This window comes from Streptomyces sp. NPDC053426 (assembly GCF_055585405.1).
This window is the reverse complement of sequence record NZ_JBVJKE010000005.1, coordinates 160,486-174,465: the sequence shown is the minus strand read 5'-3', so window position 1 is coordinate 174,465 and position 13,980 is coordinate 160,486. Positions and strand designations below refer to the sequence as shown.

At 72.7% G+C, this 13,980-nt stretch carries 15 protein-coding genes; 5 read left to right on the top strand and 10 right to left on the bottom strand.

Annotated elements, in window-relative coordinates; genetic code table 11:
* Positions 1 to 31 precede the first annotated feature (31 nt).
* Positions 32 to 967, top strand: a complete 936-nt coding sequence (locus ACZ62B_RS12580; RefSeq protein ID WP_073931020.1) for an AraC family transcriptional regulator — start codon at positions 32 to 34, stop codon at positions 965 to 967.
* A gap of 9 nt (positions 968 to 976) precedes the next feature.
* Complete coding sequence (locus tag ACZ62B_RS12575) at positions 977 to 1,666, top strand: helix-turn-helix transcriptional regulator (RefSeq protein WP_344556429.1); 690 nt, start codon at positions 977 to 979, stop codon at positions 1,664 to 1,666.
* On the opposite strand, the gene ACZ62B_RS12570 is transcribed toward ACZ62B_RS12575, so the two are convergent.
* Positions 1,646 to 2,050: a VOC family protein gene (locus tag ACZ62B_RS12570; RefSeq protein ID WP_344556427.1), complete on the bottom strand. Its 405-nt coding sequence runs from the start codon at positions 2,048 to 2,050 to the stop codon at positions 1,646 to 1,648. The two genes, ACZ62B_RS12575 and ACZ62B_RS12570, sit on opposite strands and share 21 nt — an antisense overlap.
* Positions 2,051 to 2,074: 24 nt before the next feature.
* The gene (locus ACZ62B_RS12565) at positions 2,075 to 3,190 is read right to left on the bottom strand and encodes an NADAR family protein (RefSeq protein WP_469690172.1); all 1,116 of its coding nucleotides are present in this window, start codon (positions 3,188 to 3,190) and stop codon (positions 2,075 to 2,077) included.
* Between the two features lie 72 nt (positions 3,191 to 3,262).
* On the opposite strand from ACZ62B_RS12565, the gene ACZ62B_RS12560 reads away from it, so the two are divergent.
* Positions 3,263 to 3,919: a ThuA domain-containing protein gene (locus ACZ62B_RS12560; RefSeq protein ID WP_468720596.1), complete on the top strand. Its 657-nt coding sequence runs from the start codon at positions 3,263 to 3,265 to the stop codon at positions 3,917 to 3,919.
* Here ACZ62B_RS12560 and ACZ62B_RS12555 read toward each other — a convergent pair whose 3' ends face one another.
* The 3 genes from ACZ62B_RS12555 to ACZ62B_RS12545 all read right to left on the bottom strand — a co-directional run bounded on the left by ACZ62B_RS12555 (position 3,920) and on the right by ACZ62B_RS12545 (position 6,751).
* Positions 3,920 to 4,825: a transporter substrate-binding domain-containing protein gene (locus tag ACZ62B_RS12555; protein ID WP_344556421.1), complete on the bottom strand. Its 906-nt coding sequence runs from the start codon at positions 4,823 to 4,825 to the stop codon at positions 3,920 to 3,922.
* A 12-nt stretch (positions 4,826 to 4,837) separates the two neighbouring features.
* A complete protein-coding gene (locus ACZ62B_RS12550; RefSeq protein ID WP_344556419.1) occupies positions 4,838 to 5,584 on the bottom strand; it encodes a hypothetical protein in 747 nt (248 codons plus the stop codon).
* 96 nt (positions 5,585 to 5,680) lie between these two features.
* Complete coding sequence (locus ACZ62B_RS12545; RefSeq protein ID WP_344556417.1) at positions 5,681 to 6,751, bottom strand: LacI family DNA-binding transcriptional regulator; 1,071 nt, start codon at positions 6,749 to 6,751, stop codon at positions 5,681 to 5,683.
* Positions 6,752 to 6,935: 184 nt separating this feature from the next.
* On the opposite strand from ACZ62B_RS12545, the gene ACZ62B_RS12540 reads away from it, so the two are divergent.
* Entirely contained in the window at positions 6,936 to 8,483 is a 1,548-nt protein-coding gene (locus ACZ62B_RS12540; protein WP_344556415.1) for a carboxylesterase/lipase family protein, read from the top strand.
* A 51-nt stretch (positions 8,484 to 8,534) separates the two neighbouring features.
* Here the strand turns inward: ACZ62B_RS12540 and ACZ62B_RS12535 are convergent, their stop codons facing one another.
* The gene (locus tag ACZ62B_RS12535; protein WP_469690168.1) at positions 8,535 to 9,572 is read right to left on the bottom strand and encodes an MBL fold metallo-hydrolase; all 1,038 of its coding nucleotides are present in this window, start codon (positions 9,570 to 9,572) and stop codon (positions 8,535 to 8,537) included.
* A gap of 83 nt (positions 9,573 to 9,655) precedes the next feature.
* Complete coding sequence (locus tag ACZ62B_RS12530; RefSeq protein ID WP_344556411.1) at positions 9,656 to 10,597, bottom strand: serine hydrolase; 942 nt, start codon at positions 10,595 to 10,597, stop codon at positions 9,656 to 9,658.
* A gap of 84 nt (positions 10,598 to 10,681) precedes the next feature.
* On the opposite strand from ACZ62B_RS12530, the gene ACZ62B_RS12525 reads away from it, so the two are divergent.
* Positions 10,682 to 11,650: a LysR family transcriptional regulator gene (locus ACZ62B_RS12525; RefSeq protein WP_344556409.1), complete on the top strand. Its 969-nt coding sequence runs from the start codon at positions 10,682 to 10,684 to the stop codon at positions 11,648 to 11,650.
* Positions 11,651 to 11,673: 23 nt separating this feature from the next.
* Here the strand turns inward: ACZ62B_RS12525 and ACZ62B_RS12520 are convergent, their stop codons facing one another.
* The 3 genes from ACZ62B_RS12520 to ACZ62B_RS12510 form a co-directional block, all read right to left on the bottom strand.
* Entirely contained in the window at positions 11,674 to 12,501 is an 828-nt protein-coding gene (locus ACZ62B_RS12520; protein ID WP_468879119.1) for an MOSC domain-containing protein, read from the bottom strand.
* A gap of 77 nt (positions 12,502 to 12,578) precedes the next feature.
* A complete protein-coding gene (locus ACZ62B_RS12515; protein WP_468879116.1) occupies positions 12,579 to 12,887 on the bottom strand; it encodes a hypothetical protein in 309 nt (102 codons plus the stop codon).
* Between the two features lie 345 nt (positions 12,888 to 13,232).
* Positions 13,233 to 13,727, bottom strand: coding sequence for a Scr1 family TA system antitoxin-like transcriptional regulator (locus ACZ62B_RS12510; protein WP_469690165.1), 495 nt, complete (start codon positions 13,725 to 13,727; stop codon positions 13,233 to 13,235).
* Positions 13,728 to 13,980 lie beyond the last annotated feature (253 nt).

Genomic DNA, 13,980 nt, shown 5'->3' with positions numbered 1-13,980 from the left:
GTTCCCATAAGCCCGCGTCTACGCTGCTCCCATGGACGCACTCACCGGCCTGCTCGAGGGCCCCCGCGCGCGGGGCGCGTTCATGATCAGGGCCTGTCTCGACCCGCCGTGGGCGATCCGCGTGGAGGACCGCGCCCCCCTGACGCTGATGCTGCTCGTCCGCGGCGAGGCGTGGATCGTGCCGGACGGGGGAGAGCGCCTCCGGCTGCGCCCCGGCGACCTCGCCATCGCGCGCGGCCCCGACCCGTACACCTGCGCCGACGACCCGGCCACGGCCCCGCAGGCGCTGATCCTGCCCGGCGGCGAGTGCTCCTACCCCGACGGGCGCCCCCTGAACGGCGTCATGGACCTGGGCGTCCGCACCTGGGGCCACCGGCCGGACGGCGGGACGGTGGTGCTGATCGGCACCTACCAGATGCGGGGCGAGATCGGCGGCCGGCTCCTGGACGCGCTGCCGCCGCTGCTCTCCCTCACCACCGACGTGTGGGACTGCCCGCTCACGCCGTTCCTCAGCGAGGAGATCGTGCGCGACGCCCCCGGACAGGAGGTCGTCCTGGACCGGCTGCTCGACCTGCTGGTCATCGCCGCGCTGCGCGCCTGGTTCGCCCGCCCGGAGGCGGAGCCGCCCGCCTGGTACCGCGCCCAGGCCGACCCGGTGGTGGGCCCGGTCGTCCGGCTGCTCCAGGACGACCCCGCCCACCCGTGGACGGTCGCCACGCTCGCCGCGAAGGCCGGGGTCTCCCGCGCCGCCCTCGCCCGACGCTTCACCGAACTCGTCGGCGAACCCCCGATGACCTACCTCACCGGCTGGCGCCTCGCCCTCGCCGCGGACCGCCTCCGCGACACCGACGACACCATCGGCGCGATCGCCCGCCAGGTCGGTTACGGCAGCGCGTTCGCCCTGTCCACGGCCTTCAAACGGGCCTACGAGGTCAGCCCGCAGGAGTGGCGGACGCGGGCGGCGTAGCCTGGGGGCGTGTACAGGGAGCGGGAGTCACGAGTGGCGGGCGCGGTCGTGTGGACCAACACCCCGTCCACGAGCGGGCAGGGCCGGGTGCTCCCCGACGGCTGCATGGACCTGCTCTGGAACGAGGGCCGCCTGCTGGTCGCCGGCCCCGACACCCACGCCCACCTCACCGAAGGCCGGCCGAGCGCCTGGGCGGGCGTCCGTTTCCGCCCCGGCACCGCGCCCGCCCTGCTCGGCGTACCCGCCCACGAGCTGCGCGACCTCCGCGTCGCCCTGTCCGACCTGTGGCCGGCGGCCGACGTGCGCCGCATGACCGCCCGGGTGAACGCGGCGGACGATCCGGCGCACGCCCTGGAGGACCTGGCCCTGCGCCGGGCGGCGCGGACGCCCCCGCCCGACCCCCTGCTCGGCCGTCTGGTCACCGCCCTCGCCGCGGGCCGCCCGGTGGCCACCACCGCCGACGAACTGGGCGTGGGCGCCCGCCAGTTGCACCGCCGCTCGCTGGCCGCGTTCGGCTACGGCCCGAAGACCCTGGCCCGCATCCTCCGGATGCGCCGTGCCCTCGCCCTGGCCCGGACGGGCGTCCCCTTCGCGGAGACGGCCACCCGGACCGGCTACGCGGACCAGGCCCATCTCTCCCGCGAGATACGGGACTTGACGGGCCTGCCGCTGGGCGAGCTACTGACCGCTCACGGCTAGCGGCGCGAACAGGTCCACCCCGTTCCCGTCCGGGTCGAGGAGGACGGCGTACCGCTGCCCCCACACGGCGTCCCACGGCTTGAGCTCGAAACCGCTCCCGGCGTCGGTCATCTCCGCGAACAGCGTGTCGACCTCCGCGGGACTGTCGCACCGCAGCGCCAGGGAGGTCCTGCCCCCGCCCGACGGCGGCTCCCATCCCGTGTGGAAGGACCGGACCACCTCCTCCGTGTCCAGCAGCAACCGCAGCCCTCCCGGCAGCCCGGCCTCCACATGTCCCTGCTCCTCGGCCCCCTCGGGGAAGGCGAACCCGAGACGCCGGTAGAAGGCGACGGAGGCGGCCATGTCCGAGACGACCATCCCGATGGCATCGAATCGTGCACTCATGCGGCCCACCGTAGGGCCGCGCCCCTACGACGGTCTTGAAGGAATCGGACACGCGAGTTCGGACCGGACCAGTTCGAGGAGGCGGCCGGTCCAGTTGCGGCCCCTGCCGCGGTCGTCGCCCCAGAACGCGGAGTCGGAGTCGCCGTAGACGATCGTCGCGTCCCCGGTGCCGAGGAGGACGCGGGCCAGTTCCGGATGCCGGGTGAACTTGGCGCGCAGCAGTGCCGTCATGACGGCGGTCCGCCGCTGCTCCCAGCCCTCGCTCCGCTCGGCGTCGGCGGCCAGGTTCCGGGCGCTGAACGTGCTGTCCGCGGCGGCGACCGCCTCCCGCAGGGCGGGGTCGGCGACGGAGAGGGCCCAGTAGGCGTGGGTGACGGTGGGGTAGGTGACGCCGTCGACCTCGACGGGCGCCGGGTACTCGTTGCGCAGCGCCTTCGTGCCCGGGTCGTCGGACGGCTTGAGCGGGTAGCTCTCGTACAGGTGGACCGCGGGGGCGACGGCGGTCGCGGGACCGTCGGCCGGAACGCGCGCACGCGCCTTCGCCATCCACTCGGCCCGCTCCTCGAAGTAGGAGAGCGCCCAGTCGTACTGGTCCCGCGTGACCTCCTTGTCGGGCCGGCGGCCGGTGGTCCCGCCGGGGCCGGCCAACAGCACCTGCAACGGCCAGTCCTTGTGGTCCATGTCGCCCAGCGCGTAGTGCCGCTGCGTCTCGGGAATGGCGAAGTACAGGTCGCGTGCCGCCTCCCGGTTCTCCTCGGAGCGGTCGGCCAGGAACACGTCGACCGCCGCCAGACAGCGGGCCGTCGAGTCCGGGCGCCTGTTGAGCTGGTCGATCGTGTCCCGTATCTCGGCGACCAGGACCTCGGGAGTGAGCCAGGTCTGCGGCTCGGCGAACTTCCACCGGGCCAGGTCGAAGGCGGACGCCTCCGCGCCCTCCGGGAGTTCGGTCGCGACCCGGCCGCTGCGCAGCTTCCGCTCGAACTCCTCCAGGGTGACCAGTCCCCAGCAGTCGATGAGCCCGTCCGCGTAGATGAACAGGTCGGTCAGGTGGTAGTCGAGGTTACGGATGAAGGCGTGCCGCCAGGTTCCGGGGACGCGTACGCCGTCCGCCATGCGGTAGGTGATCCGGTTGCCGATCATCCGCACATTCTGGAGGACCGTGACGGCTGCCCGACATCGAGTTTCCGGCGCCCGCCGCATAGGCTCCCGCCCATGCCCGCCTCCGCACGCCCCGCCCTCCTCGTGTACACCCGCACCACCGACTACCGGCACGACTCCATCCCCGCCGGCGTCGCCGCCCTGCGCACCCTCGGCGACTTCGCCGTCGACGCCACCGAGGACCCGGCCGCCCTCGAGGAACCGCTGGACCGGTACGCCGCCGTCGTCTTCCTCTCCACCAGCGGCGAGGTGCTCACCCCGGCCGGGCGGCGACGACTCACGGCGTACGTCGAGGCGGGCGGCGGGTTCGTGGGCGTGCACGCCGCCGCCTGTACGGAGTACGACTGGCCGTACTACGGCGAACTCCTCGGCGCCCGCTTCGACAGGCACCCCGCCTTCCAGCCGGGCCGCGCCCTGACCGAGGACCACGACCACCCGGCGACCCGACACCTGCCCGCCGTATGGGAGTTCACCGACGAGTGGTACGACTTCCGCACCAACCCCCGTGGTGCGGTACGGGTCCTCGTCACCGCCGACGAGTCGTCGTACGACGGCGGCGGCATGGGCACCGACCACCCGCTGGCCTGGTGCCGCGAACAGGGCGCGGGCCGCGTCTTCTACACCGCCCTCGGCCACGCCGCCGAGGCCTACGACGACCCGGACTTCCGCGCCCATCTGCTCGGCGGCATCACCTGGGCCACCGCCCGCTGATCACTCCTTGCAGGAGGAGTACGTGTTCACGTCCTGCGGGTCGGGGCGGAAGCGGTTCTCCCAGTCACCGGGGTAGGCGGCGACCAGGGCGGGCAGTTGGGCCTTCACATCGCTGGCCCACTCGTCGGCGATGTAGCGGCGCAGCGCGTCCCGCAGCTTGTCGCAGTCGCCCCGGCGGTCCTCCGGCAGAGCGATGCCGTACCGGTTGATGTTGCCGAACGAGACGTCGGGCACGACCTTGACGGGCGTGGCGCTGTTCTTCTGCTGTTCCACGTAGCCGTAGAGCAGTGCCTCGTCGGTGAACACGGCATCGACGTCGCCCTGCTGGACCTTGCGCACGCACGTCGAGTAGTCGCTCTCCGTGTGCGGTGTCGCGCCGCCGGGCAGTGCGGCGATGGCCGCCGTCGAGCCCTCGACCGTGCAGATCACCTTGTCCTCGACGTCCTTCTCGGTCTTGATGCCCTCGTAGTCCTCGCGGACCAGGAACGCCTGCTTGGTGACGAAGTAGGGCCCCACGAAGTCGACCTGCTCGTCCCGCTGCGGGGTGATCGAGTACGTACCGATGACCAGCGTCGACGACTTCTCGACGAGCTCCTGCTCGCGCTTGGCGGACACCACGTCGTGCCACTTGGGGGTGAAGCCGATCCGCTTGCCGAGGTAGGCGGCGAGGTCCGGTTCGAAGCCGCGGTCGGTGTGCTCGCTGTGCAGGTTGAACCCCGGCTGGTCGGTCTTGCCGCCGATGTAGACGGTGCCGGTGAGGGAGGTCTCCTGGTCCGCGCCGTCCGCCGTCCACCCGCAGGCCGCGACGGTGAACAGCAGGGCGGCGGCCACCGTGACCCGCGCGCACCGGTGGCCGGGGGAGCGGGAGGAGTACGGGCGGCGCGGCGAATGCGTGTTGGCTGTCACTGGCTTCTTTCCCTAGTCGTCCAGATGCGCGGAGGCGACGGACAGGTCCACTTCGCAGCCCTGCTCGGCGTCGAGCAGGACGGACAGCTCGACATCGGTCACCCCTCGCCCCAGGGCGAAGGCGAACTCCGTGCCGGGGTCGCCCGTCCGCACCTGGTCCTTCCCGGCGCCCGCCGTGGAGGTCACGGTCAGCCCGGTGCCGGGCACGCACACCGGGGCGGCGGGGTCGTGCGGGGCGACCTCGAAGGTGATGGTGAGCCGCGGCTTCGGATCGTCGGTGTGCAGGGAGGCGTGGACGGTGTCGCCGTTCACCAGGGGTGGGGCGACGTCGAGCTTCACGCGGCTCGTCACGTCCACGGGGCGGCTGTCCAGGAACGCCCAGGTGCCCCAGGCCGGCAGTCCCACGGCCAGGACGGCCAGCGGGATCACCACGAGGACGAACGGCGGCCACAGCGGTGGCTGTCCGTCGGGGCCCCGGCGTCCGATCAACGGCAGCACGGCGGCGGCGAACGCCAGCAGCGCCGCCGCCGTCACGCCGACCACCGCGGCGTCCCCGCCGAGCGTCAGCCAGATGGCACCCGCCCCGAGGACGGTCACGAGATCGGCCAGGAGCAGGAGGGTGATCACCCACGCGCCCGCGGCGGCGTCGCGGACCCGCAGCGCCGCACGCCGCAGCCACGAGGGACGCGGACCGTCGTCGCCCGGGGGATCGGCACCTGTCGAGGTACTCGACGAGGTGCTCGTCACTTCGTTGCTCACGCGCGCAGCATAGGAGCATACGGAGTGACATGGCGGGGGATGTCACCCTGGCGGCTGACCACGGGACGAAGTGGCCCGCAACGGCGCTTGGTTGTGCTATCGAACGTCCCCCGAACCGTCGGACGGGTCCCGTGGCCGTGCCGTGCTGGCGCGTTCCACCAGACGGGTCGACAGTTCCGTGCGGGTGCTCTCCGGGCGGTGGCCGTCCATCATGCGCAGCAGCAGCCGCAGGGCCGTCGCCGCCATCTCGGACAGGGGCTGGCGGACCGTGGTCAGGGCCGGGGTGAGCCAGCGGGCCTCGGGCAGGTCGTCGTAGCCGACCACGCTCATGTCGTCCGGTACGCGCAGACCCCGCTCGGCCAGGGCCTCGTAGACGTCCAGCGCCATCCGGTCCGAGCAGACGAAGACGGCCGTGGGCGGCTCGGGCAGATCGAGGAGTTCGCGCACGCGGCGGCCGGCCGCGCCCTCGTCGGAACCGGCGTGCCGGACGTACTCGGGGCGGTGCCGCACACCCGCCGCGGCGAGGGCCGAGCGGTAACCGGCGATCCGCGCGTCGGCGCACAGCGTGTGCCGGTGACCGGCGACGACCGCGATGCGCTCGTGCCCCAGGGCCAGCAGGTGCTCGGTCGCCGTCACCCCGCCCCGCCAGTCCGCCGCGCCCACCGAGACCACGCCCGCCGGCGGTTCGAGCACCGGGTCGATCATCACGAACGGGATGCGGTGCTGCTGGAGCCACGCGTACTGCGGCTCGCTCAGCTCGGCCAGGTGGAACAGCACCCCCGACGAACCCCGCAGGACGAGCTTGTCCAGCCACCCCCGCTCCGGCCGCTCCGCACGGCTCCGCGTCAGGGCCGCCGAGACGACGAGTTCGAGACCCGCGTCGTCCGCCGCCTCCTCCGCGCCGTGCAGCACCGCGCCCGACCCGGAGGTCTCCAGCGAGTGCACCACGAGGTCCACCAGACGCGGCGCCCTCCCGCCGTCGAACCGGGGTCTCCTGATGTACCCGAGCCGGTCCAGTGCCTCGGTGACGCGGCGACGGGTCTCGGGAGCCACGTCCTCGCGGCCGTTGACCACCTTGGACGCGGTCGGCACCGACACCCCCGCCTCACGGGCCACCACCGCCAGCGTCGGCCCGGCCGTCACGCCGGCACTCCCCGCACGGACCATCGAGCACCCACCTCTTCGAATAGAAAGCGCTTCCTACTGTAGATCCGGTGCGCCGGGGCGGGAAGAACTCTCACGCGTACCCGGGAATACCGAGGGGCGTCGTGGTGCTCTCGTGTTACCGGCGGGGCCGGTGGGCCCGGCCGGTGCGTGACGCCGCGCGGCGCGGCGAAGGGCTGGTGGGCACATGACGGCGGACCGAGTGAACCCCGTGACCAGAACCCCGTACGGAGCCGTCCGCGGCCGCTGGGAGCAGGGCGTGGCCGTCTTCCGGGGCATCCCCTACGCGGCACCCCCCTTCGGCCCCCGCCGCTTCCGCCCGCCCACCCCGCCCGAGCCCTGGGACGGCGTACGCGAGGCCGCCGCCTTCGGCCCGACGGCCCCGAAACCCCCGTACTCGGAGGCCTTCGCGCAGTACCTGTCCGACCCGGCCGTCCCCGGCGACGACTGCCTCAACCTCAACGTCTGGACCCCCGACCCCGCCCCCGGCGCCCGCCTCCCCGTCCTCGTATGGCTCCACGGCGGCGCCCTGACCAGGGGCTCCTCGGCGGTCCCCGTCTACGACGGCCGCACCTTCGCCCGCGACGGCGTGGTGTTCGTGTCGGTCAACTACCGCCTCGGCGTCGAGGGCTACGGCCTCTTCCCGGACGCCCCCGCCAATCCCGGACTGCGCGACCAGCTCGCCGCGCTGCACTGGGTCCACGAGTCGATCGGGGCCTTCGGCGGCGACCCGGACCGCGTCACCCTCGGCGGCCAGTCCGCCGGAGCGATCAGCACGGGCGCGCTCGTCGCCGCCCCGCAGGCGCGGGGCCTGGTCCGCCGGGCCGTCCTGCAGAGCGGCCCGCCCGAGACCACCGACCGCGACAAGGTGCGCCGCATGGTCCGCCGCATGGCGAACCGCCTCAAGGTCCCCGCCACCGCCGAGGCCTTCGCCGCCGTCGACCGCGACCAACTCCTCCGCGTCCAGGCCGACATCGGCCGCCTCGGCAGCCCGATACTCGGCGGCCCCGCCTTCGGCATCGTCACCGACGGCGACCTGGTCCCGCGCGACCCCCTGGAGGCGCTCACCGACGGCGCGGCCCCCGGCGTGGAGCTGCTGACCGGCTGGACCCGCGACGAGTACCGCCTCTGGCTGGTCCCCGGCGGCCTGGTGGAACGCGTCGACCGCCTCGGCGCGGTCGCCCTGGCCGGCGCGATGGCCCGCTGCCGCTGCGGCAGCGAGGTCCCGCGCGGCTACCGCGCCCTGCGCCCCGACGCCGGTACGGCGGAACTCGTCGGCCAACTGGTCACCGACCACCTGCTCCGCGTCCCCCTGCACCGCCTCGCCGACGGCCGCCGGGACCCTTCCTACGTCTACGAGTTCGCCTGGCCCTCCCGCCGCCCCGGCATGGGCGCCTGCCACGCCCTGGAACTCGGCTTCGTCTTCGACAGCGGCGACGAGCCGGACGCCCGCAAACTCGCCGGCGAGGGCGCCCCGCAGGACCTCGCCGACGCGATGCACGGAGCGTGGGTACGGTTCGTCACCGACGGCTCACCGGGCTGGGAACGCTGGGACACGCACCATCCGGTGCAGGTGTACGGCGACGGCGACCCGCACGTCGAACACGGCCCCCGGGACCGCGAACTCGCCCTGTGGACCACCCCCGCCCCCGAGGCCCCCGCGCCCGCCACGCCCCCCGAACTCCGCTCGGTCGTACGCCGCCTGCGCCGCGTCGGCGCACTCCGCCGCGACTGACCCGGGCGTGCGGCCGGCCCGGCGGCTCCGAACCGGCCCGGTGGGCCCCGCCTACCGGTTCGCGGGCCGCATGTCGCCGTCGTACACGGTGCGGTAGTCCGGGACGACGGTCCGGGTGGCCGGAGACGCCTTCTCGACCCGGGCGAGGAAGGCGTCGAGGTCCATCGCCGGGTCGCGGACCGGGGAACCGCTCAGCGGCAGCTCGAAGTTGTCCCAGTGGACGGGGACGACGACACCGGGGGCGTCCAGGGCGCTCAGCAGCCGGGGCACGTAGTCGTGGGTGGTGCTGGTGGCGGTGGGTACGGCGACCATCGCGAGGTCGGGGCGCAGGCCCCGCACCGCCCGTTCGGAGAAGTCGCTGGCTCCCATGAGGAACGCCGACGGGCCGTGCTCCCCGGCCGTGACCTGGAAGGCCAGGGTGTCTCCCTCGGGCAGGTCCGCGATGGTGCTGGGAACCGTCGTGGGCGGGGCGTTCAGCGTGCCCGGGGCGAAGTACGAGCAGTTCTTGTTGCGGCTGTGCAGGCTGGGGACGACCTCGACGGTGATCGTGCCGATGTCCAGCACCTCGCCGCCCTTCACCACGGAGATCTGCTTCGAGTCGACTCCGAGGGCGGTGAGCAGGTGGTACGTGGTCTCGGTGCCGATGACACGGGCGCCGGTGGTCTTGGCGATGTAGGGCACGTCACCGAGGTGGTCCCAGTGGGAGTGGCTCACCAGCACCAGTTCGGGACGGCCGATGTGCGCGTCCACGACGGCGGGATCCGTTTTCAGTTCGGTACCCGAGTCGAGGCCGCCGTCGAACAGGCCGGTGGGGAAACGGGTGAGGTAGGGGTCGAAGAGCACGGTGCGGCCGCCCACGTCGATGCGCCAGCCCGCGGTGCCGAGCCAGCGGAACGACACGGAACGGGCGGCCCGGTCACCGCCCCGGTCGCGGCCGGCGGACGCGGACGCGGTGGCCGCTGCGGCTGCCGTGGCCGGGATCAGCGGGGCCGCCGCACCGAGCGCGGCGCCCCGCAGCACCGTACGGCGGTCGAACCCGCGGCCGGGGGAGACATCTGATCTGTCCGAGGTGTGTATGTCCTGGGTCATGGCGTCAGCAGATCAAGGGGGGAAGTCCCGTGTCCAAGACCGGCGTTCGGCACTTCCGATACGAGAACGCATATGTGCCCCGGTCAGCGGCCGTCGCCGCGGAGGGAAGCGGCCGCGATTCCGGCGGCCCGGCCGATCGCCGCGTCCACCGTGGCACGGGAGGCGGTCAGGTCGTGGGTGCGTGCGAACACGGCGATCGCGTAGCACTCGCCGTCCGGGTAACGGGCGACGCCCGCCTCCATGTGCAGTCCGGGCAGGGTCCCGGTCTTGGCCGCGACCGCGACGTCGTCCGGGAAACCCGACACCAGCCGGTGGCGGAAGACCTGTCGGCCCATCAGATCGCGCACGAGCGCGCAGGCTTCCGGCGGCCCGGCGGCATCGGTCCAGACGAGCCGGAGCAGCCGTGTGATCTCGCGGGGCGTACTGGCTGTGGTGTGGCGGGGGTCCAGCACCGCCAGCCGTCTCTTCCGCTCGTCCGGCAGGGCCGGGTAGCGCACGGCGAACTCCCTCTCGTCGCGTGCCCCGACCTCCGCGAGCATCGACTCCAGCAGGTTCCGCGGGCCGCCCACGACGCGCGTCCGGTCCAGGCCGAGTTCCTTCGCGAGCAGTCGCACGGTGTCCAGGCCGACCCGGTCCAGCAGCAGATCGGCGGCCGAGTTGTCGCTGACCGACATCGCGAAGTAGGCCAGATCGCGCAACGACAGCTCGACGTCGTCCAGACAGCCGGCGGTGCCCCAGCCGCCGAGCCGGTCGGCCGAGGTCACCCGCACCCGCTCCCTCGGATCGAGCTGGCCGGCCACGGCCTGCCGGGCGAACTCCAGCACCAGCAGTATCTTGAAGATCGAAGCGATCACCACGGCGTCGTCGGCGCCCACGGCGACTTCACTGACACCCCGCTCGCCGTCGGCCTCCCCGGCGGCCGGCGTGCGCGCGCGGACGGGAACAGCGTGCAACTGCCCCCTCGCGCCCGCCTCGGCGAAGACCTGCCGGATCCGATCCTCGATCGCTGTTCGCGTGCTCGTCACTGCTCATCCTCGGACATCGACGTTCCCCGTCATCGGCCGTCCGGTCCATCCCCGTACGGCGGCTTCCGGATAGGATCCTTGACCGTGGATCTCTTGCGCCACCTGCGTCTTTTCGTCACCGTAGCCGACGAGCTGCACTTCAGCCGGGCCGCCGAGCGACTGGGCATGGCCCAGCCACCGCTCAGCCAGGCGATCCGCCGGCTGGAGAAGGAACTCGGAGCCGAACTGTTCGACCGCTCGCAGCGCGGCGTCCGGCTCAGCGCCGCCGGAGCGGCGCTGCTGGAAGAGGCCCACGACCTCCTCGCCCGGGAGAAGAGGCTGCGCACCCTGGCCCGTCGCGCCGCCGACGGCGGCCTCGGCACCCTGCGCGCGGGCGTGCCTCCCGACACCACGGCCGCCGTGTTGTCCGCGCTGCTCTCCGCCTGCGCGGAACACGCCCCGGAGCTCTCCGTCGACCTCCAGGAGGTCACCACCGTGGAGCAACTGCGGCTGCTGGCCTCAGGCGGCCTGGACGTCGGACTCGTGCACCATCCCGTCGACGCCACCGAACTACGGCTGGGCCCCGCCGTCTCACTGGACCTGGGCGTCGTCCTTCCTCGCACCTCCCCCCTGGCCCGGCTGCCGGAAGTGTCGCTCGGCGACCTCTCCGGCCACGACCTGGTGCTCTTCCCCCGCGCACACGCGCCCGGTTGGCACGACCGCATCCTCGACGTGTGCCGCGCCGAAGGCTTCGTCCCCGGCCGTCTCCGCCACGCCTCCAACCCCGAGTTCCTGCTCGCCCTCGTGACGGCGGGGCACGGAGTCGCCTTCGACCAGGGACCGGCGGCCCGCAGAGAACCCCGCGTCGCCTGGTCCCCCCTGGCGGGCCGCCCCCTCACCCTGCGCATCGGCGGCGCCTGGCCCACCGGCCGTGGAGCCCACCCGGCCGCCCGCCGCTTCGCCGAACTCGCCGCCGAGGTCCTGGCCCGCCACCACACCGCCACCCCACGGCGCGGGGGCACCGCCCACCCACCCGACGACACCCCGCGCCCGTGGTCGGTGGTGTACGGCTGAACCCCCGCACACCGGCCGGTGTCCTAGAGTTCGGACTCTCCCCACGAGGTGACGTCCACGGCGTCGCCGACGGACAGGGTGCCGGTGCGCAGCACGGCGTACTTGGTCCCGTAGGCGACGCCGCCCTCGGCGGCGCGTCGGTAGTCGGCGAGGGTGCGGAGCGGCTCCGGGCCCGCCTTCGCCCCCGTGCCCTGTTCGACCATGGTGACCGCGCAGCGGATGGCGAGCTTGGCGTAGCCCAGTTCGGTGTCGCCGATGCGGATGCGGTGGGCGCGGTCCTCGGTGTGCGGTTCGGCCCAGCCGTCGACCACGATGTTGGGCCGGAAGCGGTTCATCGGCAGCGGCGGGACGCCGCGTTCGGCCAGCTTGCGGTTGAGCAGGCCGAGCGTGGCGCGTGAGACGACGTGCAGGGCGCAACTGTCGGCGTAGGCGGAGGTGCCGGGGGTCCTGCCGTCGGTCACCCGGTCGTGCTCCGGCGGCACGCGCACGAGCCGGCTCGGCACGCCGAGCACCTCCGTGAACCAGTCGGCTGCCGTGTCGCCCTGGTCGATGCCCTGGTGGACCGTCCCGAACAGGTCCACCTTCCGCCGGGCGGCGGCCGTGTCCACGCGGAGGTCCAGCGTTTCGAACCCTGGCGCGTGGAGGGTGAGTCGGCCGCCGTCGGCGCTGACCGCCGGCCGGACCAGGGCCAGCCCGGGATCCCTGCGCTGCGTCCGGCCCGCCCCCTCCTCACCGACGACCATGAAACTGCGATCGTGCGCGAGCCCGGCCGGGGTGAGCAGCGCCTCGCGCGCCGACGTCCCGGCGCAGCCCTTGACGGGGTAGTACGTCAGCTCGACAACGCTGGCCATGGTGGCGTTTCCGTCCTGTTCCGCCGGCCGGGAGGCCGAGCCGGCGGAACGCTCGTCCGCGCTCTGCCCGCACGAACCTACCCGCAGTGGACGCCACTGCGGGAAACCTGGGCCGTACCCCAGGAGCCGAGGATCAGCCCGTAGATCGATATGCACCGATCTGCGGCGGACAACGAGACAGGTCCGGCGTAGTACGAGTAGAGCCCCTCGTCGGTCACCTTCTTCTCCGAGTAGCAGCTCGAACCAGAAGTGCCGGCCCTGCATCGGTCAAGGGTCACGTTCGTCAGGGACGGTGTGCCGTACGCGCCGGCCGAGTTCTTGACCGTCGCCGCGCAGTTGTAACCGGTGGAGGAGTCGTAATAGAGGTAGACATTACCTCTCGACACCCCACTGTTGTCCTTCACCGGATACGTGCTGATGAGTGACCCGGAGCAGCCGTATCCTGCGGCGCTCGCCGTCGGCGCGGCCATCAGTGTGGCCCCCACGGTCGCCATGGCCACAACAAGACCGGAAGCGGCGGTTCGTTTCCGCATCTACCCTCCATGAGTGAATCTTCCCGCGGTTGACCGCGAGTGGGTGACATTGTTCCGACTGGACATGCGTCACGACGCCGGCGCGCGACCGGTCGAAGGTATTGCAGGAATATCCCGAACCGATCGGCACCAGGACCCGTCCGGCGATTCGGGAAAAGGACGGGGATTATGTCTGCGTGCCGAAACAGCGACATCAGCTTAATCGTGCATAGCTTGTCGGGCGGCGCGGGTCTTGGGAGTTGGCGTAATCACGACACCTCTTCGGGTGCGCTGAACCTCTTTCACCCTGGGGTGTCGGATGAGCCGGGTCGCCGCGGACGAGAGGCCGCAGACGCGGTACGGGTTTGCGCCTGGCGTGTGGTGACGGGCGGCATGGACGGAGGAAGTTGAGGCGACGCCGTTCAGGAGCGCTCTCGAAGTGCGGTGCTGCCCATTGGTCTCCCAGGAGACGGTCCGGCAATTCCCTCGTGTCCTCCACTTCTGCGTGAGGATCGCCACCTCGTCGGGATCGGCGATCAGTCGGCTGCCGCGTTGGTTCTCCGTGTGGGCGAGCCGCTGATGTTCGGGGGTTTCCAGCAGCACGAACGGGCCGTCGAGGGCTGCGTGTGCGGTGTGTCCCAAGGGCAGAACCCGCAAGGTGAAGCCCGGAAATTCGGCGAGCTGCCGCAGATGCCGCAACTGGTCGACGTACACCTCCCCACGTGAGTGTTTCTTCGGACGTGGGCGTCGTTCCGTGCCCGGTGCACGGGCGTTCGCGCGCCGGGCGCTGGAGGACCAAGGTGTGCGCGGGCGCACGGACGATGTGCTGCCGTGCGTCAGTGAATTGGCGACCGACGCGCTGCTGCACGGCGTGCCGCCCGGCCGTGGATTCCTCCTCCGCCTCCTGCCGTACGCCGACGGCGTCCGCGTCGAGGCGCGCGACAGCGGGGGCGGTGTGCCCGCCGTA

What these genes read in the sequence shown, in the direction of transcription:
- ACZ62B_RS12520 (WP_468879119.1), bottom strand. Translation starts at nt 12,501, where the DNA reads ATGGCCAGCGTTGTCGAGCTGACGTACTACCCCGTCAAGGGCTGCGCC.
- ACZ62B_RS12570 (WP_344556427.1), bottom strand. Translation starts at nt 2,050, where the DNA reads ATGAGTGCACGATTCGATGCCATCGGGATGGTCGTCTCGGACATGGCC.
- ACZ62B_RS12540 (WP_344556415.1), top strand. Translation starts at nt 6,936, where the DNA reads ATGACGGCGGACCGAGTGAACCCCGTGACCAGAACCCCGTACGGAGCC.
- ACZ62B_RS12545 (WP_344556417.1), bottom strand. Translation starts at nt 6,751, where the DNA reads ATGGTCCGTGCGGGGAGTGCCGGCGTGACGGCCGGGCCGACGCTGGCG.
- ACZ62B_RS12565 (WP_469690172.1), bottom strand. Translation starts at nt 3,190, where the DNA reads ATGATCGGCAACCGGATCACCTACCGCATGGCGGACGGCGTACGCGTC.
- ACZ62B_RS12535 (WP_469690168.1), bottom strand. Translation starts at nt 9,572, where the DNA reads ATGACCCAGGACATACACACCTCGGACAGATCAGATGTCTCCCCCGGC.
- ACZ62B_RS12580 (WP_073931020.1), top strand. Translation starts at nt 32, where the DNA reads ATGGACGCACTCACCGGCCTGCTCGAGGGCCCCCGCGCGCGGGGCGCG.
- ACZ62B_RS12560 (WP_468720596.1), top strand. Translation starts at nt 3,263, where the DNA reads ATGCCCGCCTCCGCACGCCCCGCCCTCCTCGTGTACACCCGCACCACC.